The organism is Pseudoduganella flava (assembly GCF_007830495.1).
In the GTDB taxonomy this organism is placed as follows: Bacteria; Pseudomonadota; Gammaproteobacteria; order Burkholderiales; family Burkholderiaceae_D; genus Rugamonas; species Rugamonas flava.
The window spans coordinates 283,377-300,190 of the sequence record NZ_VLKW01000006.1 but is presented as its reverse complement, the minus strand read 5'-3'; the positions used below and the strand labels follow the sequence as shown (position 1 = coordinate 300,190).

Sequence of the window (16,814 nt, the reverse complement as noted above, 5' to 3'; positions counted from 1 at the left end):
TTGTAACCTGTGCTTTCCCCGGCTTACGCTTGCCGGAAAAGGGTGAAGGCGAGGACACCGCCGTACGCGGTGAACAGCGAGGCGACCGCGGCGGTGAACGCGTACAGCCGGCGGCGGCGACGCACTTTCTGCTGGTCCGTCCAGTTCATGCCGATGCTGCCGAGGATCGGCAAGCCCGTCACCTCGCGCAGGCTGTGCTGGCTGAGGAAAGTCGGCCGGATCTGTGCCAGCAGCAGCGCGGCGCCGAGGCCTGCCAGCAGCGCGCCGCCGAACACGAGGGTGTACAGGCGCAGCCGCGGCGGCCCGGCCGGCGTCAGCGGTACGGACGGCGGATCGATCACGCGGAACGTCAGCATGTCGGTGGCCGTCGACAGGTCGCCCGACAGCTTGGCCGCTTCGCGGCGCTGCACGAGCTTTTCGTAATTTTCCTTGTTGACGGCGTAGTCGCGGTTGAGCTGGGCCAGCTGCGCCTCGATCTCCGGCGCCTGCGTGCTCATCGAGCGCATCTGCGCCAGCCGCGCCGAGAACTCGCCGACCCGCGCCTTCAGCGACGCGATGCGCGCCTCCTCGACGGACAGCTGGACGTTCATCTGCTGCAGCATCGGGCTGTAGCTCGCGCCCGGATCGCTGGCCTTCACCTTCTTCGCCTCTTCCTTCTTGCGCTCTTCCAGCTGGGCGATCAGGCGCTTGCCGGCCACGATGTCCGGGTGCTCCTCGGTGAACTGCATGCGCAGCTGGTCGAGGTTCTTCTGGATCGAACCGATGCGGCCGTCGATCTCGGGATTGACGATCGCGCGCTCGGTGGTGTCGGTCACCGGCGCCATGTCCTCGCCGGCCATCTGCCGCTTGATCGCATTGCGCGCCTGCTCCGCCTCCAGCAGCTCCAGGCGCGCCTGGCTGAGCTTCTCGTTCAGTTCGCCGTAGCTGGACGCGTAGTCGCCGCCCTGCCGCGGCAGCAGGCCCATGTGGCGGATTTTGAATTCCTTCAGCGCGTTCTCGCCGGTGGCCAGCTTGTCCTCGTACATCTTGATCTGGTCGTCGATGAACTGGATCGCTTTTTCCGAATCCTGCTTCTTGCCGCCGAAGCTGCCCTCGACAAAGATCGTCAGCAGCGACTGCACGACCTCCTTGCCCAGCTTCGGATCGGGATTGTTGTACGAGATCGTGTAGATGTCGTCGCGCTCGGTGCCGATGACCTTGATCTGGTTCATCAGCTCGTCGACGATCTTCTCGTGTTCCTTGACGCTCTTGGCCTTGATGTCCAGGTCGACCATGCGCAGCACCCGCTCGACGTTCGGCCGGCTGATCAGCGTGCGGCGCATGAACATCACCTGCTGCTCCGTGTTCGGCAGCGTCGTCATCGAGGCCAGCAGGGGTTTCAATATGCTCTGCGTGTCGACATACACGCGGGCGGAAGCCTGGTAATCGTTCGGCAGCCGGTACACAACCACCCAGCCGGCAATCGCCACCATCCAGGTAATTGCTACCGCGAACCAGCGGTACTTACCAATTGCTTTGAGGAAGCTCAAAAGCAGCGCAATCAGTTCTGCCATCTCGATACTCGCTTTCAGTAAACCGTCCCAGTCCGCCTGTCGAGGGCCGCAGCTCCCCGCAGACTTTTACAGCGAATTGTTACCTGCCCGTTACCGACTGCACTGCCTGTTTATTGCTTAAATTACATCAATCGTCCTATGATACCGCAGAAAGCATTGCCGGTTGATATTAATTTTTCTTTACAACATGACAGCAACAACACCGTTGCAAAACGCTGACAGATCGGAAAGAAGATTTCTTGAGTGCAACCAACTTTTGGCTTGCCGTGGACCGCTTGCCGCCGCTGCATTTCTGCTATCCTGAACCGATGAGCCACGTTTCCCGCCTGTTCCTCGCTGCTGTCGTTGCCTGCGGTGCCGCGTTGCCGGTGCTCGGGCCAACCGTGGGCGCGGCGACGTTGAAGGAGACGATCGCGGCCGTGAAGCCGTCCGTCGTCGGCGTCGGCACGATGCTGCGCACCCGCAGCCCGGCCATCGTCTTCGTCGCGACCGGCTTCGCCGTCGGTGATGGACTGTCGATCATCACCAACGCCCATGCGTTACCCGAGCTCGACGTGGAGCGGATGGAAACGCTCGGCATCGTGCTGGGCCGCGGCGACAAGCTCGACTTCCGCCCGGCGACCATCGCCGGCGTCGATCGCGAACACGACTTGGCCCACCTGCGCCTGGCCGGCACGCCACTCCCGCCGCTGCGGCTGGACAACGGGCCGGACGCGGAAGAAGGCCAGTCGCTCGCGTTCACCGGCTTCCCTCTCGGCATGAACCTGGGACTGACACCCGTTACCCACCGCGCGATGCTGTCCGCCATCACGCCGATGCTGCTGCCGTCCGTCAGCTCGCGCCGGCTCGACGCGCGCGCGATCTCGCAACTGCAACGCCGGCCATTCCAGATCATGCAGCTGGACGGCACGGCCTACCCCGGCAACAGCGGCAGCCCCGTCTACGACCCGGACAGCGGCGTCGTCTATGGCGTGCTGAACATGACTTTCCTGAAGAGCCAGAAGGAAAACGCACTGAGCCAACCCAGCGGGATATCGTATGCGATCCCTGTGCGTTATGTTCGGGAATTGTTGCAGCAAAGTGCCACTGCCAAGTAAAAAAATGTCACGACCGACATTCCATCTCGTATAAAATAGACAACAGAAAATTTACACAATGAAAGTTACTTTTAGGTAACTTCGTATCCAAACTGGAGAGTTCCGTGAAATACCAAACGCTGTTCAATTGGCTGGCGGCAGGTGTGGTCATGCTGGGTGCTCTGGGCGGTTGCGCCAGCTCGGGCCACGCAACCTTGACGGATGCGGGCCCCAGTGCCGCCCCCGACTATGTGATCGGCCCCGGCGACAACGTCAACATCATCGTGTGGCGCAATCCGGAAGTGTCGCAGAGCGTGCCGGTACGGCCGGACGGCAAGATCACGACGCCGCTCGTGGAAGACCTGGAAGCGAGCGGCAAGACCCCCACGGAACTGGCGCGCGACATCGAGAAGGCGCTCGCCAAGTACATCCAGCAACCGGTGGTGACGGTGATCGTCACGGGCTTCGTCGGCACCTACAACGAACAGATCCGCGTGATCGGGCAAGCTGCCCGGCCGCAGTCGCTGCCGTACCGCCGCGACATGTCGCTGATGGACGTGCTGATCGCCGTGGGCGGCGTCACTGAATTCGCGGCAGGCAATCGGGCCACGATCATCCGCACGGTGGACGGCAAGCAGCAGCAGTACCGCGTCCGCCTGAACGACCTGATCAGGGACGGCGACATCTCCGCCAATGTATCGATGCGGCCGGGCGACATTCTGGTAATCCCGGAGAGTTTCTTCTGATCGCTGTCGGGAATCTTTACAGCCTCTGAGCCAGATCAATAACTGATCCGCTAAACAGCGCAGGTTCTTGCGGTAACTCATTGATTTTGCTAGCCGCCGAACAAGCGGTGGGAACTCAGGAACGGGACTTGCTTATGTTCACTGCAGAACCGTCCAATCCGCCCGACCACCTTGAAGGACCCCAACGTGGCCACCGAACAACAGCACGATGCCCCTGCCGGGGAGCCTGGCGAGGCAAATCTGTCGCCCGAAGGGACGGCGCGGCGCCGCTTCACGCGGGCCGGCGTCGCCGCGTCGGGCGTCCTGCTGACGCTGCACAGCCAGCCCGGCATGGCGTGCGAAATCTGCACGACGCCGTCGGGCTACCTGTCCGGCGGGTTGCAGAGCTTCCGCGGCCCACAGCCCGTGTGCGCGGGGCGCTCGCCGGGCTACTGGAAAACGCACAGCTGGCCGGGCGGCACGAACAAGACGCAGTTGTACGCAAAGGTGTTCGCATGCAACAGCCTGAACACGAAAACCTACGGCGCCGTCACGCAGGCCGGGATCCTGGAAACGAAATCGTGGGACCGCTACGGCATCGGCCGCCACCTGATGGCCTGCTACCTCAACGTGAAGGCGGGGCTGTCGACCTTCCAGACGGTGCCGATGCTGCAGCGGATCTGGAACGAGTACCAGGCCAAGGGCTATTACACGCCGACGGCCGGCGTGCGCTGGGACGGCGCCAAGATCGTCGAATACCTGCAAGGCACCATGTACTGATGCCGTCGTGCTGGCGCATCGTTCCCGGCCAGTCCCTGCTGCACCGCGGCTGGGATGGCGCCTGCGTGCTGTACAACGACCTGTCCGGCGATACCCACTTGCTCTCCGACGACGCGATGCGGCTGCTGCTGGCGCTGCGTGACGGCGACGTGGGCGCGGACGAACTGGCCGCGCCCGAGCTCGCCGACATGCTGGCAACGCTGCGCCAGCTGCACCTGATCGAACCCTGCTGACCATGGCTACCGTCGCCAGCCTGACCCGGGCCGAACTGGGCGAGCGCCTCGCGGGACCGGGCATCAACTTGGGTACGGGTCGTTTCACCACGCGGCTGCGTTCGCCGATCGCCGGCGTGGCGGACGGCATCCACCTGCTGTACGGCGCCTATCCACTGTGTGACAACGACCGCTTCGCCGACTTCCACCTGGAGCTGGTAAGGCCCGCCACGCCGCGCCGCTGGCTGCGGCCGCAAGTCACCCTGCTGTACGACGGCCGCTCGATGTTCAAGCCGCTGCCGCTGGACCAGGCATTCCCGATGTTCGAATGGGGGCTGAACTGGTGCGTGTCCAGCCGCGCCAACCGTTACCTGATCGTGCACGCGGCCGTCGTCGAGAAAGGGGGATGCGCCGCCATCCTGCCCGCGCCGCCCGGCTCCGGCAAGAGCACGTTGTGCGCGGCACTGGTCGGGCGCGGCGGCTGGCGCCTGCTGTCCGACGAGCTGACGTTGCTGCGCCTGGACGACGGCTTGCTCCATCCGCTGCCGCGCCCGATCAGCCTGAAGAACGCGTCGATCGGCGTGATCCGCGACTATGTGCCGGACAGCGTGATGAGCCGCCCCGTCACCGACACCGTCAAGGGCACGGTGGCGCATCTGCGTGCCCCCGCTGCCAGCGTGGCGCGCGCGGGCGAATCCGCACTGCCTGGCTGGGTCGTCTTTCCCCGCTTCGAAGCAGGCGCCACCCTGGCCGCCGATCCGCTGCCACGCGCCGACACGTTCATGCAGCTGGCGCAGAACTGCTTCAACTACAGCCTGCTCGGCGCGGAAGGGTTCACGGCGCTTGCGGGCCTCGTCGAACGCAGCGCGGGTTGGCGCTTCCGCTACGGCCTGCTGGACGACGCGCTGGCCTTCTTCGATTCTCTTCCATGACGCCGACCCGCCTGCAGCCGCTGTTGCTGACGGCACTGGCCACGCCGGCGCGGCTGGCCAACCTGGACGAAGCCGGCTGGGACCTGCTGCTGCGCCAGGCCGGCGCGGCCAACCTGCTGGCGGCGCTGGCGTACCTGCTGGAAGAAGACGGCCTGCTCGACCGGATCCCGGCGCCGGCGCGCGAACAGCTGGACTGGGCGCGCGTGCTGACGCGCCGGCACCGCCAGGGTGTGCTGTGGGAAGTACGGCTGATCGGCACGGCACTGGCCGGCCTCGGCTTGCCGCTGATCCTGTTGAAAGGCGCGGCCTACACAGTGGCCGGCCTGCCGCCCGCCCAGGGCCGGCTGTTTTCCGACATCGACGTGCTCGTTCCCGAGGAGCGGCTCGCGGAAGCGGAAGCGGCACTGATGCTGGCGGGCTGGGCCGGCACGCACCACGACGCCTACGACCAGCGCTACTACCGCGAGTGGATGCATGAGCTGCCGCCGATGCGGCACATGCGCCGCGCATCGATGATCGACGTGCACCACGCAATTTTGCCGAAGACGGCCGCCAGCCGGCCTGACCCGGCGCTGCTGCGCGCGGCGGCCCAGCCGGTTCCCGGCATGCCGGGCGTCCACGTGCTGGCGCCCGTCGACATGGTGCTGCACAGCGCGGTGCACCTGTTCAACGACGGCGAGTTCAACAACGGCTTGCGCGACTTGCTCGACATCCACCGGCTGCTGCGCCACTTCGGCCGCGAGCGCCGCTTCTGGGCAGAGCTGGTGCCCCGGGCGCGCCAGCTGCAGCTCGAGCGTCCGCTGTTCTATGCACTGCGCTACGCGACGCTGCTGCTGGGCACGGAGGTGCCGGACACGGTGCGTGCGGACGTGGCCGGCCCCGCCGCGCCATTGCGGGCGCTGATGGACTGGCTGTTCCGGCGCGCACTGCTGCCGGAGCACACCAGCTGCGGCGACGGCGGCAGCGGCGTTGCCCGATTCTTGCTTTACCTGCGCGGCAACTGGCTGCGCATGCCGCCGCTGCTGCTGGCCCGGCACCTGTTCCACAAGGCGTTTCTGTCGCCGCGCAAACTCGGCCCTGAAACAGCGTGAAACCGCCGACGGGGCCGCTACACTGAAGCCGTCCACCCCGGAGAAACCGATGGCCAACGACACGTCACTCGCGTTGCAGGCGCTGCATCAGGGCCTCGCGGAGGCCGGCAACGATCTCCAGCAGCTGACGAGCCTTGCGGCCCGCTTCGTCGACGCCGAGGCCTGCTCGCTGATGCAGGCCGACGGTGCCGACGACGGCGTTATCCGGATGAGCGTATGCGCCAGCCATGGTCCGCTGGCCGCCGCGGCGCTGACGGCGTCGGTGGCGCATGGCGAAGGCTTGGCGGGTCAGGTACTGGCCAGCGGCTTGCCGCTTGTGATTGCCGACATCGCCACCTCCCCGTACGCGCATCTGGCGCGCCGCTCCACCGGCGGCCTGATCGTCGTGCCGGTCCCGATCGACGGTCGCATTGCCGGCACGCTCAATGCCAGTGCCGGCGCCGGCGCAGCGTTTCCCGGTCCGCTTGCACTGCCGACCCTGCAACTGATCGCGCTGTTCGCCGGCAAGGCGATGCAGGCGGCGCAGCTGCAAGGCGTGCTGGCGTCCCGCTTTGCCCAGCTGGCGCTGCTGCGCGACGCGCCGGCTTCAGCCACGACCTATCGCCACCCGGGCCGGCTCGCGCGGGTGCTGGCGAAGTCGTTTTATCGGGAGATGGTCAGGGCCGGTTTCGCGTCCGGCCAGATCGTGCAGGCCGCAACGGAAATCATCTCGGAACTGAACAGCCAGCTGACCCGCGCCAAGGCTGACGCGCGCGAGGAAAAGGAGTGACCCGATGCGCACCTCGTCAACCGCCAAGCTGGCCTTGTGCTGCGCCATGCTCCACTGCGCGTGCGCGCGGGCCGCGCCGCCCGCCGTCGTCATGGCGACCGCGGCCGCCCTGGAACACGGCGAAGGGATGCCGCGCGACCTGCCCCGCGCCGCCGAGTTGTATTGCCGGCTCGCGCGGCAAGGCGTCGCCGATGCGCAATACGCGCTGGGCTGGATGATCATCAACGGTCGCGGCGGCCCGCGTGACGAAGGTGTGGCGCGCCGGCTGTTCGAGCTTGCCGCGGCGCAAGGCCATGAACAGGCCGCGCGGCTTGTGGCCGCGTTACCGGCGTCGGTCCAGGCGCCGCTGCCGGCCTGTATGGAACCCGATCCACCGTTGCAGCTGGAGCTCGCGCCCGATCCATGGGCGGCGCTGCCTGCCGCCATTCCACCGCAGCACAATCCGGTGCGCCAACTGGTCGAAACGCTGGCACCCCAATACGACGTCGACCCGCAACTGGCGCTGGCCGTGATCGCCGTGGAATCGGGCTTCCGGGTGCACGCCGTGTCGCCCAAGAATGCGCAGGGGCTGATGCAGCTGATCCCGCAGACGGCGCGGCGCTTTGCGGTGGCCGATCCGTTCGATCCGGAATCGAATGTCCGTGGGGGGCTTGCTTATCTGCGCACGCTGCTGAAGTTGTTCGATGGCGATGTGGAACGCGTGACGGCGGCATACAACGCTGGAGAAGCGGCGGTATTGCATTACCGCGGCGTACCGCCGTTCCATGAAACGCGCTCTTACGTGCGCCGCATCGCGATGCTGTACCCGCACAAGATTCATCCGCTGCCGCCCACGCCTTGAACAAAAAAAATGCCCGGCACTGCCGGGCATTTGATGTGCGGCTGGGAATCAGTTGCCGACGCGACGGCGCAGGCCGGCCAGGCCGACGAGGCCCAAGCCGATCAGCGCCAGCGAGCCCGGTTCCGGCACGGCGCGAATGGCGCGGATCGGGTCGTTGATGAAGCCCGTGAAGCAGGTCGGGTTCGGGCCCGTCACTTCCTCGTCCGTGCAAACACCGGAACCTTGCGACGCGCCGTTCGTGGACAGCGTGAACTTGCCGTCCATGTCGTGGCCGAACAGGCCGTTCGTGTTCCACTGGTTCGCCGCGGTGCCGCCGATCACGTCGGCGAAGAACTGGCCGGTACCGGCTGCCGGCAGCGTTGCCGACGTCGTATTCTGCACCAGCGTCGAGATCGTTTCGTCGGCCGTCGGGTCCGTGCCGCCGGCCACGTTGGCCAGCTGCTTGCCTTCGCCGAACTCCAGTTGCAGGTAAGCCGGGCCCAGGCCCTGCAGCAGCGAGTGCATGTTGTAGCCGGTGCGATCGCCGACCTGGGCATTGAAGTCCGACGTCAGTTCGAGGATGTTGGTCGTCGTGCGGTAGATGTCCAGGTGGATGCGGCCATCGCCCAGGCCACCCGTTGCGCCCACGTTGTACAGGTCGAACGTGCCGGTGGCATTCTGGACCGTGTTCAGGTCGGCGATACCGTAGATCATGTAGTACAGGTAAGTGCCGTCGCTGGCGCCCATGTTCCACACCTGGCCGCCCGTAGCCGTGATCTGGCTGATGCTGCCGATACCCCAGGTGGTCTCGTTGGTGCCGGCCCAGGTGTTGTTTTCCGTCGTCAAGCCCTGCAGCTTGATGTTCACGTTGCCGGTCAGTGCATCCAATGGCGTGGCGGATGCGCTCAGCGCCGCCAAACCAAGAGATGCCGCAGCCATCCATTTCTTGATTAACATTTGTAGATCTCCATTCGTTAGAGGCGCCTCATGCAGCGTCCTGCACTGATAAGCAATCGGCGTGCCAAACGTAGGCTTATCGGAAAAGTCCTAGTGAAATCAGCGTATTAGGGTGGGGAACTGAACTGCAAAAACTTTGCGCTAGCGCAGGATGTAAAGTTTTTCGACAGTCCAGCACTGAATTAATTTCTTAATGGAATTATTGGTCCGGAAGCACGAGCGGCAGGAGAAAAAACTCGCGCTTTTCAATCGAAAATAACTTGCGTGGGCAGCGTCGGAAAACTACTGTAAAGTTTGCCGACAAAATGCGCGGGCACAGGCGTTATGGCTTATGCTAGTCGTATTAAAGAATTGGCAAGGAGAAATTCATGGCCGTATTCAACTATGACACGTTCGTCACGCGCAACGAGGGATACATCGATCCGGCCACGCAGGCAAAGATCCGCGACACGTCCTTATTGATTGCCGGCAATGGACTGGGCAGCTCGACAGCAATCTGCGCGGCCCGCACGGGCTTCCGCAAGTTCGTGCTGATCGACGGCGATACCGTCGACGCGCACAACCTGAATCGCCAGTTCTTCGAATTCGACGATATCGGCGCGCCAAAGGCGGAGGCGCTGAAGAAACACATCCTGCGCATCAATCCGGAAGCGGAAGTGGAAGCGATCGTTGCCAACCTCGACAAGGCCAACGCGGCCGAACTGGTCGGCAAGGTCGACATCATCTTCGACACGATCGACTTCCTCGACCTGGAAGCCATTCTCAGCCTGCACACGGCGGCGCAGCAGCTGAAGCGGCCGATCTTCACGGCGCTGTCGATCGGCTTCGGCGCCGGGGTGCTGTATTTCCCTGCCGATGCACGAGGTTCGCTGGCGCAAATCATCGCGCACGACGTTTCGCAGGCTACCCACGAAGGCGATGCCAGCTATTCGAACGTGTTCGGCAAGATCATGGCGCGCATCGGTGCCCATCTCGACCGCCAGGTGGTCGAGCAGGTGGCGCGGGCGCTGACGATCATGGAAGACGGCCGCCCCTGCCCGGCATCGCAGCTGGCGATCGGCAGCTTCACCGTCGCCGCGCTGGCGCTGTCGATGATGACGGACCTGCTGGCCGGGCTGCCGGTGCCGACCTCGCCGCAGATGGTCGTGCACAGCTTCCGCAATCACGTGACGAAGCTGATCGACATCAGCGCCGACACCCCGGCCGCCTGACGCGTCAGGCCGCGAGCCCCAGCGGGCGCTGCATGAACCACCTGGCCAGTGCCGGGTTGGTGTTGTGCAGCCGCTCTTCCATCGCGCGCAGGTCGAGCAGGCACGGCGTCACGGTGCCGTAGTAATCGGCCTGCGGTCCGATCGCCTCGAACGCGAAGCCCAGCCTTTCAAGCGAACGGATCAGCGAGCGTTCCATCGCCGCGTACCAGTAGCGGATGCCGCTGCGCAGGCTGTGGCGGTACATTTCGCGGTACAGGCCGAACAGCAGCATCGGCGAGTCGCGCTCGTCGCCGCGACGGCCCCGCTCGCGGCGCCACTGTTCGTGGTCATACCAATCCTGCGCCAGGCCGTCGCGGCCCGGCACGCCCAGCAGCGAATCGGCGCGGCGCCGGCGGTGCCCCTTGCGCACCACCAGGCGCGAGATCTCGGCCGCTTCGCCACCTGGCGGCAGTTCGAAACCGTCGAACGGCTTGCAGTACTGCTGGAACGGATACGGTTTGCCGTCCTTCGGCTGAACGAGCCGAACGGCGCCGACCACGCGCTCTTCCAGCGTGTACGCGGCGAAATGCATCGCGTGCGTATCGTACTGATCGTGTTCCAGCCCTTCGTGAAACGTCTCCGATTGCAGGAATGCACATTCCAGGCAATAGACCTCGAAGCGCAGGCGGGCAATCTCGGCGGGGACTCCACCCAGCGCGCGGCCGCAATAACTGCGAAAAAGTGGGAGGGAAACTGGGGTCTTACGGGTGGGAAAACCGTTTGCGGGCTCTGGGGAGCGGGCCTGCAAACGGTCCAATTCGGGGAAAAGGATCATTTCTCTCTCTCTTCGGGTCGTGCCCCTCCGTTTTTGCGTGGGGCACCGATCATCGTACTGACGACCAGGGACTTAAGCTGGATCCACAGGGGAATCGGCTCGTCGCTGAACCATGCGGCGAGGAAGGGATTCTCCCTGTGCAACCGTTCGCTGAGCTCTTCGAGGTCGACGATATGGGGCGTTACCGGCCCGTAATAATCTGTCGCCGGCCCGATCGGCACGAACTTGAAGCCCATCCTGTCCAGGGACCGGGCCAGCGAGCGTTCCATCGCTGCGTACCAATAGCGGATGCCGTGCCGGCGGCTATGCCGGTACATCTCCCGATACAGGCCCAACAGCAACAGCGGACTGTTGCCACGCTGCTCGCGCAAGCGTGGCGATGGCGGAGTGCGGCCACCCTCGACGAAATCCTTGGAAACACCTTCCATGGAATCGCCGCGGCGCCGACGGTACGACTTGCGGACCACCAAGCGGGAAATCTCCCCAGCTTTCTCGCGCGGTGGAAAGCGAAAATCGTCGAACAACGTGCAGTGGCTTTCGAACGGGTACAGCTTGTGTTCTTCAGGTTGCACGAGGCGGACAGTGCCGACGATATCGCGGTCGTGGTTGTAAGCAGCAAAGTGAGTAGAGCAATGATCGAACTCGTCAGTTTCGAGCTGATCGCTGTATTTGTCGCAGTCCAGAAACGCGCGCTCCACGCAATACACTTCGTACCGCAAGTGGTAGATGTCCCGGATCGTCTTTCCGCGACTTTCTCCGGCCGGCACTTCGACGAAGTCGAAGTACGGAATCAGGATGTCTCGCTTGCCGAGTATCCTGTCGAAGAACAGTCGCAGTTGGCTGGGCCGGGTGGCGGGTAGCACGTTCTGTCTACGCTTTTAAAAGGCAATATCGCTGAGATTAACCGATCTTTAACGAAAAATCTCGCCTGATCGGCTCGGTCGCCGAAATTTAAAATTTCCTACATTAAATATCAGTAGCCCACCGATATTTTGCTTTTCCGCAAAAGAATTCAAAGTTGTTTCATTAGAGAACGTGCTGCTTCCTGCTGCGGCTGCGATGTTCCCTTCGCCAGCACGTATTCCAATTCCTTGCGGGCATTCAACTTATCGCCCGACCGGGCCAGTGCCTGGGCCAGGTGCAGGCGCACATCGGCCGTGTCCGGTGCGAGGCGCGCCGCTTCGCGCAGCAGCGGCATGCCGCGCGCGACATTGCCCTGCTCGACCAGCAGCCAGCCCAGCGTGTCCATGACGAGCGGATGCGTAGAAGCCAACTTGTACGCCTTTTCCGCCGTCGGCAGCGCCCGGCTGTCTTTTTCCTGTTGGTAAGCCAGCGCGAGGTTGTTGAGCGCCACGACGTTGTCCGGCGCGGCCCTCAACGCGCCTTCCAGTTCCACGATCGCCTGCCTGTACTGTTTCGCACCCATCAGGTTTTCCGCCACATACATCGCCGCCAGCGGCTCGCCGGGGTGTTGCTTGCGGAACTCGGCGACGCGCCGGTCAGCCTCCGCAGCCTTGCCGCTGCCCAGCAGCGACTTGCTCAGCTTCATCAACATCGGCGCCGTCGGTGCCAGCGCATAGGCCCGCTCATAGGGCCGCACGGCTTGCGCAGGCTTGCCCTGCGTCATCCACAGATCCCCTTCGAGCAGCAACGCGACGGGCGACTTCGGGAAACGTTGCTGCATCGCACGCACGATCGCCAGCGCGCCCTCGTAGTCGCGCTTGCGCATCGCCACGTCGGCCTGGGCGACATAGGCCTGCATGAAATCCGGCTCGACGGCGACCGCCTTCTTCAGCGCCTCGGCGGCGGCCGGCTCGTTGTTGCGGGCCAGCTGCGCTGTCGCCAACCGCAATTGCGCGGCGCCGGACTTCGGCCGTACGCTCGCAAGCTTGCTGAACGTCTCGATGGCGCCGTTCGCATCCTTGTTGGCCATCTGCACGCGGCCAAGCAGGTCGAGCAGCGCCGCGTTGTCGGCATTCGCCACTTGGTACTTGCTGAGCAATGTCAGCGCCTTCGGCGCAGCGCCGGTCGCCAGGTAGTGCTCGCCCAGCCGGATCGCCGGGTCGACAGCGTCCGGCTGTTCGGCCACCGCTTTTTCCAGCCACGCGGTCGCACCAGCCTGGTCGTTCTGCGTCAACGCGATCTGCGCCAGCGCCGCCATCGCATCGGCATTCTTGGCATCTTTTGCCAGCAGTTTCTCGAAACGTCCCTTGGCACCCGCCGTGTCCTTCGCCTGCAAGTCCAGTTGCGCGGCATTCGCCACCGCCGGGTAATACGTGGGGTCGGCGGCAATTGCCGCGTCGAAGGCGGCACGGGCCGCCTTGACGTCCTTCTTGCCGAGCCAAGCGCCGCCCTTCAGGTTCAGCAGCACCGGCGAATTCGGATGGGCTTTCTCGACAAGCCCAATGCTGGCCAACGCCTTGTCGTACTCGCCCATGCTGGTCTGCGCGCGCACCAGCGTGGCCACGGTGTCGAGCGAGCCGGGCGCGAGCTTGGCCGCCGCTTCCAGCTCGGCGGCGCCGCCGGCACGGTCGCCCAGCGCCAGCTTCGCCAGCCCCAGGCCCGTACGTACGGAACCTCGTTGCGGATCGCGCTGTGCCGCTTGCTGGAAGTAGCTCGCCGCCTGCTGGTACCGCTGGTCCAGCATGGCACGCTCGGCCGCCAGTTCCAGTACTGACGCATCGGCCTTGCCATCCTCCAGCGCCGGCGCAAGCACGGTTTCCGCGTCTTTCAACTGGCGCGTCTTCAGCAGCGTGCTGACGAGCATCTTGCGCGCGTACAGGTTCGTGGGATTCCACTCGACGTAGCGGCGCAAGTCCTTCTCGGCCTGCTCGAGCAGCCCGAGGTTCAGCGCGACGGCGCCGGACAGCAGCACGCTCGGCATGTGGTTCGGCGCCACCTGCATCACTTTCAGCAGGTTGCTCTGCGCGTCCTTCATGTTGTTGCGCGAGAAGTCCAGCAACGCCTGGTGGTGCAGCACGAGGAAGTTGTTCGGCGTCGTCTTGCGGGCCGCGTCGATGTCGGCCTGCGCCGCATCGTACTGGCGGGCGGCGATATTGAGTTCGGCCTGGTCGAGGTGGGCGCTGCGGTGCGCGGGATTGATCTTCAACACTTCGCGGTAGGCGGCCATCGCTTCCTGCGGCTGGTTCCGTACCCGCAGCAGGTCGCCCGTCAACTGCCACGCCCCTTCGTGCCGCGGGTTCTTCGCGATCGCCTCCTCCACCAGGCGTTTGGCGTCGTCCCACTGCTGCTGCGAAGCGGCCAGGCGCGCCAGCCCCGTCAGCGCGTCACCCTGCCCCGGCTGGCCGGCCAGCGCGGCATCGAACGCCTGTTTCGCTTCGTCCGTCTTGCCCAGGCCCAGGTAGGCATTGCCACGCAGGGACAGCACCTGCGGCGTGTCCGGCGCGGCGGCCATGTCGTCCAGCGCCGCCTGGTACTTGCCCTGCATCGTCAACGCCTTGCCCAGCACGGGCAGCACCTCGGCCGGCGGCACCTTCAACGCCAGCGCGCGGCGCGCTTCCTTCTCGGCCGTCAGCGCATCCTCCATCTGCAGCGCGATCGTCGCGAGCAGGAAACGGGCCTGTGGCTGGTCGGGATTCTTCTCCAGCGCATTCTTCAGCTGGATCACGGCCGCCTTGTTGTCTCCCTTTTGCTGGTACTGCCGGGCGTCCGCCAGCAGCGACTCGGCGGTATCGGATTTGCAGCCGGCCAGCGCACCCGCCAGCATCATCGCTGCCGCGGCAGCCTTTGTCGTTCGCAGGGACATGGTCGACCTTTGTGGCAAATTGATTAACACAATACTGACATGGTAGGCGCCGCGGAGCAATAGGCTGAGTGCGGTTGCGGCGCAACGCGACAACGCCGGCTAGTCCCCTTCGTCGAGGCGGCGCAGCGCACGCACGTGGGGTAGCCACAACAGCGCGCGCAACCAGCGCAGCGGCAACGCGACGGACCGCTCCAGCATCGGCCGGCCGTGCCGCCCGCGCAGGAAATCCTCCACCCCGAGCAGCGCCGCGCGGGCCTGTTCCGGAAAGCCCCGGTAACGCAGCCGATTGACGTCGTACAGCGCGCGATCGAGCAACTTCAACGCGAGCCGGCGGCGGTGCGCTGCCGGCGTGCTGCCGTGCCAGAACAGCAGGTAGTTACGGGCCATCAGGTAGAAGTAGTAAGGCGGGCGGTCCGTCTCCCGGCGCGGCATCGCATGCAGCACGCGCGCGTCGTATGCCACGCCGCTGTGCCAGCCGTGTGCGGCCATACGAGCACACAGCTCGTCGTCCTCGAAGTACGCGAACATCCGTTCGTCGAGCGGGCCGGCTGCGCGCAGCGCCTGCGTCCGCAGCAGCATCGCCGTGCCGGGCACCCATTGCTGCGCGCGCCGGTGCGGCGCCGTGGCGCGGGCGTCGTCGACGTCGCGCGCGCGGTGCGTGGCCAGGCTGTCCCAGTCGTGAAAGTTCCCGCAGAAGTACACCTTGTCCGGCTGGTCGAGGATCGCCAGCACGGGCGACGCCGCGCCGCAACGGGGCTCGTCCGTCATCAAGGCCAGCAGCCGCGCCAGCACCTGCTCGTCGCCCATCACGGCATCGCTGTTGACGAGCCAGACGTAGTCGTGCCCCGCCTCCAGCGCGTGCGCGACGGCGAGGTTGTGGCCACCCGCGAAGCCCCGATTGACAGGCTCGCGGCGCAGCGCGACCGGCAGCGCGGCCAGCCCCTGGGCCAGCGCTGCCGCATCGGGCGGCTCGGAACCGTTGTCGATGACGAGGATGTCGATGCCCGCTCCCGCCGGCACTTGCTGGCGCAGCACGCCCTGCACGCAGGCGAGCGTCTGCGCCGCGCCGTTCCAGTTCAAGATGCTGACGAGGACACGGCTCACGCAGCGCGTCCCCGCCGCAGCACGAGGCCGATCGCCAGCGGCACGAAACACAGCACGCTGGGTGCATCGACTTTCAACTGCTTCCACATCACGCCCGCGAACGGCTTGCGATGCGCGACGCGATGCACGACGTCGGCGACGAAGCTGCGCCGCAGCGCCAGCACGGCGGCGCGGTTTTCCTTCACCTGGCGCTCCGTCAGCGGATACAGCCGCGCGATCGCCTTCTTGTACTTCATCTCATAGTGCAGCCGGATCAGCGACTTTTCCGTGCCCCAGCCGGAGCCGGAAAACACGTTGACGCCATCGCCGCACACCACTTCGCGCGCCGACGAGAAGGCGATCCGGTCCGTCATTCGCGACAGGTCGAGCCAGAACAGGTAGTCCTCGCCCGCGTACACGAACTCCTCGCGAAAGCGCAACGTGCGCAGCGACCGGAAGCGGTACACGACGGTCGGCGTGCCGATCACGTTCCCGCCCAGGATCTGCGCCTGCATGTCGGCCTGGTAGACGTGCAGGTGGCGTTCGCCCGGCAGCAGCGCGTGGCGTGCCGGCTCGATGCGGCCAGCCCGCTCGAACGCGCCGACCGTCTGGTTCAGCTGGTAGAAGTCGGCGAAGTAGAAGTCGTAACCGGCATCCAGCGCGCGCAGCGCATTGGCCAGGTGCTCGGGCTCCCACATATCGTCCGAATCCAGGAAGGCAACGAACTCGGTGTCCGGCGTGACGTGATCGAGCGCGTTGTTGCGCGCCGCGGCGGGGCCCGCATTGCGCTGCCGGATCACGCGGATGGCACCGCGCTGCGCTTCCGGCAGCTGCGCCACCTCGTCCGCGGCGGGCACGGGCGAGCCGTCGTCGACGACGATGACGTCCAGTCGTGCGTGCGCCGTCTGCGCGATAACGGAACGCAGCGCGCGCGCCAGGATGCCGGGGCGGCGCTGGAAATACGGGATCACGACAGCCACCGTCACGGTCTCGCCGCCGCGCGCGCTCCGGTCGATCGTCTGCAT

The 16,814-nt window shown here is 65.3% G+C and carries 16 protein-coding genes; 9 read left to right on the top strand and 7 right to left on the bottom strand.

Translation table 11 applies throughout. From position 1 onward, the window contains the following. Positions 1 to 23: 23 nt before the first annotated feature. Entirely contained in the window at positions 24 to 1,553 is a 1,530-nt protein-coding gene (locus tag IP92_RS17330) for an XrtA system polysaccharide chain length determinant (protein ID WP_145877235.1), read from the bottom strand. Positions 1,554 to 1,861: 308 nt separating this feature from the next. Here IP92_RS17330 and IP92_RS17325 point away from each other — a divergent pair, with 308 nt between their 5' ends. From IP92_RS17325 to IP92_RS17295, 8 genes are all read left to right on the top strand, one after another. Continuing rightward, positions 1,862 to 2,650, top strand: a complete 789-nt coding sequence (locus IP92_RS17325) for a S1 family peptidase (protein WP_145877233.1) — start codon at positions 1,862 to 1,864, stop codon at positions 2,648 to 2,650. Positions 2,651 to 2,799: 149 nt separating this feature from the next. Beyond that, on the top strand, positions 2,800 to 3,375 hold the full coding sequence (locus IP92_RS17320; RefSeq protein WP_145877499.1) for an XrtA/PEP-CTERM system exopolysaccharide export protein: 576 nt from the start codon (positions 2,800 to 2,802) through the stop codon (positions 3,373 to 3,375). Positions 3,376 to 3,561: 186 nt separating this feature from the next. Next, the gene (locus IP92_RS17315) at positions 3,562 to 4,134 is read left to right on the top strand and encodes a hypothetical protein (RefSeq protein ID WP_158206765.1); all 573 of its coding nucleotides are present in this window, start codon (positions 3,562 to 3,564) and stop codon (positions 4,132 to 4,134) included. Further along, the gene (locus tag IP92_RS29935) at positions 4,134 to 4,367 is read left to right on the top strand and encodes an HPr-rel-A system PqqD family peptide chaperone (protein WP_158206764.1); all 234 of its coding nucleotides are present in this window, start codon (positions 4,134 to 4,136) and stop codon (positions 4,365 to 4,367) included. The genes IP92_RS17315 and IP92_RS29935 overlap by 1 nt, the downstream gene beginning before the upstream one ends. Positions 4,368 to 4,369: 2 nt before the next feature. Then, positions 4,370 to 5,278: an HprK-related kinase A gene (locus IP92_RS17310; RefSeq protein WP_145877228.1), complete on the top strand. Its 909-nt coding sequence runs from the start codon at positions 4,370 to 4,372 to the stop codon at positions 5,276 to 5,278. Next, positions 5,275 to 6,369, top strand: a complete 1,095-nt coding sequence (locus IP92_RS17305) for a nucleotidyltransferase domain-containing protein (RefSeq protein ID WP_145877225.1) — start codon at positions 5,275 to 5,277, stop codon at positions 6,367 to 6,369. The genes IP92_RS17310 and IP92_RS17305 overlap by 4 nt, the downstream gene beginning before the upstream one ends. A gap of 49 nt (positions 6,370 to 6,418) precedes the next feature. Then, positions 6,419 to 7,138, top strand: a complete 720-nt coding sequence (locus tag IP92_RS17300; RefSeq protein WP_145877222.1) for a GAF domain-containing protein — start codon at positions 6,419 to 6,421, stop codon at positions 7,136 to 7,138. 4 nt (positions 7,139 to 7,142) lie between these two features. Beyond that, positions 7,143 to 7,979 (top strand): lytic transglycosylase domain-containing protein, encoded by an 837-nt coding sequence (locus IP92_RS17295; protein WP_145877220.1) that lies wholly within the window; start codon positions 7,143 to 7,145, stop codon positions 7,977 to 7,979. Positions 7,980 to 8,027: 48 nt separating this feature from the next. Here the strand turns inward: IP92_RS17295 and IP92_RS30505 are convergent, their stop codons facing one another. Next, positions 8,028 to 8,915 carry a PEP-CTERM sorting domain-containing protein gene (locus tag IP92_RS30505; RefSeq protein WP_145877217.1) on the bottom strand — a complete coding sequence of 296 codons (888 nt, stop codon included), beginning with the start codon at positions 8,913 to 8,915 and terminating at the stop codon, positions 8,028 to 8,030. Between the two features lie 368 nt (positions 8,916 to 9,283). On the opposite strand from IP92_RS30505, the gene IP92_RS17285 reads away from it, so the two are divergent. Next, positions 9,284 to 10,126 carry a ThiF family adenylyltransferase gene (locus IP92_RS17285; RefSeq protein ID WP_145877215.1) on the top strand — a complete coding sequence of 281 codons (843 nt, stop codon included), beginning with the start codon at positions 9,284 to 9,286 and terminating at the stop codon, positions 10,124 to 10,126. Between the two features lie 4 nt (positions 10,127 to 10,130). Here IP92_RS17285 and IP92_RS17280 read toward each other — a convergent pair whose 3' ends face one another. The 5 genes from IP92_RS17280 to IP92_RS17260 all read right to left on the bottom strand — a co-directional run bounded on the left by IP92_RS17280 (position 10,131) and on the right by IP92_RS17260 (position 16,814). Beyond that, the gene (locus tag IP92_RS17280; protein ID WP_145877213.1) at positions 10,131 to 10,940 is read right to left on the bottom strand and encodes a PEP-CTERM/exosortase system-associated acyltransferase; all 810 of its coding nucleotides are present in this window, start codon (positions 10,938 to 10,940) and stop codon (positions 10,131 to 10,133) included. Then, entirely contained in the window at positions 10,937 to 11,803 is an 867-nt protein-coding gene (locus IP92_RS17275; protein WP_145877210.1) for a PEP-CTERM/exosortase system-associated acyltransferase, read from the bottom strand. Before IP92_RS17275 ends, IP92_RS17280 begins: the two co-directional genes overlap by 4 nt. A 149-nt stretch (positions 11,804 to 11,952) precedes the next feature. Continuing rightward, a complete protein-coding gene (gene prsT, locus IP92_RS17270) occupies positions 11,953 to 14,706 on the bottom strand; it encodes an XrtA/PEP-CTERM system TPR-repeat protein PrsT (RefSeq protein ID WP_145877208.1) in 2,754 nt (917 codons plus the stop codon). Between the two features lie 99 nt (positions 14,707 to 14,805). Then, on the bottom strand, positions 14,806 to 15,810 hold the full coding sequence (locus IP92_RS17265; protein ID WP_158206763.1) for a glycosyltransferase family 2 protein: 1,005 nt from the start codon (positions 15,808 to 15,810) through the stop codon (positions 14,806 to 14,808). Further along, positions 15,807 to 16,814, bottom strand: coding sequence for a glycosyltransferase family 2 protein (locus IP92_RS17260; RefSeq protein ID WP_158206762.1), 1,008 nt, complete (start codon positions 16,812 to 16,814; stop codon positions 15,807 to 15,809). Before IP92_RS17260 ends, IP92_RS17265 begins: the two co-directional genes overlap by 4 nt.

Bases quoted from the DNA above. Each gene is read 5' to 3' on its own strand.
- IP92_RS17280 (WP_145877213.1), bottom strand. From the start codon at position 10,940: ATGATCCTTTTCCCCGAATTGGACCGTTTGCAGGCCCGCTCCCCAGAG.
- IP92_RS17330 (WP_145877235.1), bottom strand. From the start codon at position 1,553: ATGGCAGAACTGATTGCGCTGCTTTTGAGCTTCCTCAAAGCAATTGGT.
- IP92_RS17295 (WP_145877220.1), top strand. From the start codon at position 7,143: ATGCGCACCTCGTCAACCGCCAAGCTGGCCTTGTGCTGCGCCATGCTC.
- IP92_RS30505 (WP_145877217.1), bottom strand. From the start codon at position 8,915: ATGTTAATCAAGAAATGGATGGCTGCGGCATCTCTTGGTTTGGCGGCG.
- IP92_RS17325 (WP_145877233.1), top strand. From the start codon at position 1,862: ATGAGCCACGTTTCCCGCCTGTTCCTCGCTGCTGTCGTTGCCTGCGGT.
- IP92_RS17310 (WP_145877228.1), top strand. From the start codon at position 4,370: ATGGCTACCGTCGCCAGCCTGACCCGGGCCGAACTGGGCGAGCGCCTC.
- IP92_RS17260 (WP_158206762.1), bottom strand. From the start codon at position 16,814: ATGCAGACGATCGACCGGAGCGCGCGCGGCGGCGAGACCGTGACGGTG.
- prsT (WP_145877208.1), bottom strand. From the start codon at position 14,706: ATGTCCCTGCGAACGACAAAGGCTGCCGCGGCAGCGATGATGCTGGCG.
- IP92_RS17305 (WP_145877225.1), top strand. From the start codon at position 5,275: ATGACGCCGACCCGCCTGCAGCCGCTGTTGCTGACGGCACTGGCCACG.
- IP92_RS17320 (WP_145877499.1), top strand. From the start codon at position 2,800: ATGCTGGGTGCTCTGGGCGGTTGCGCCAGCTCGGGCCACGCAACCTTG.
- IP92_RS29935 (WP_158206764.1), top strand. From the start codon at position 4,134: ATGCCGTCGTGCTGGCGCATCGTTCCCGGCCAGTCCCTGCTGCACCGC.
- IP92_RS17300 (WP_145877222.1), top strand. From the start codon at position 6,419: ATGGCCAACGACACGTCACTCGCGTTGCAGGCGCTGCATCAGGGCCTC.
- IP92_RS17285 (WP_145877215.1), top strand. From the start codon at position 9,284: ATGGCCGTATTCAACTATGACACGTTCGTCACGCGCAACGAGGGATAC.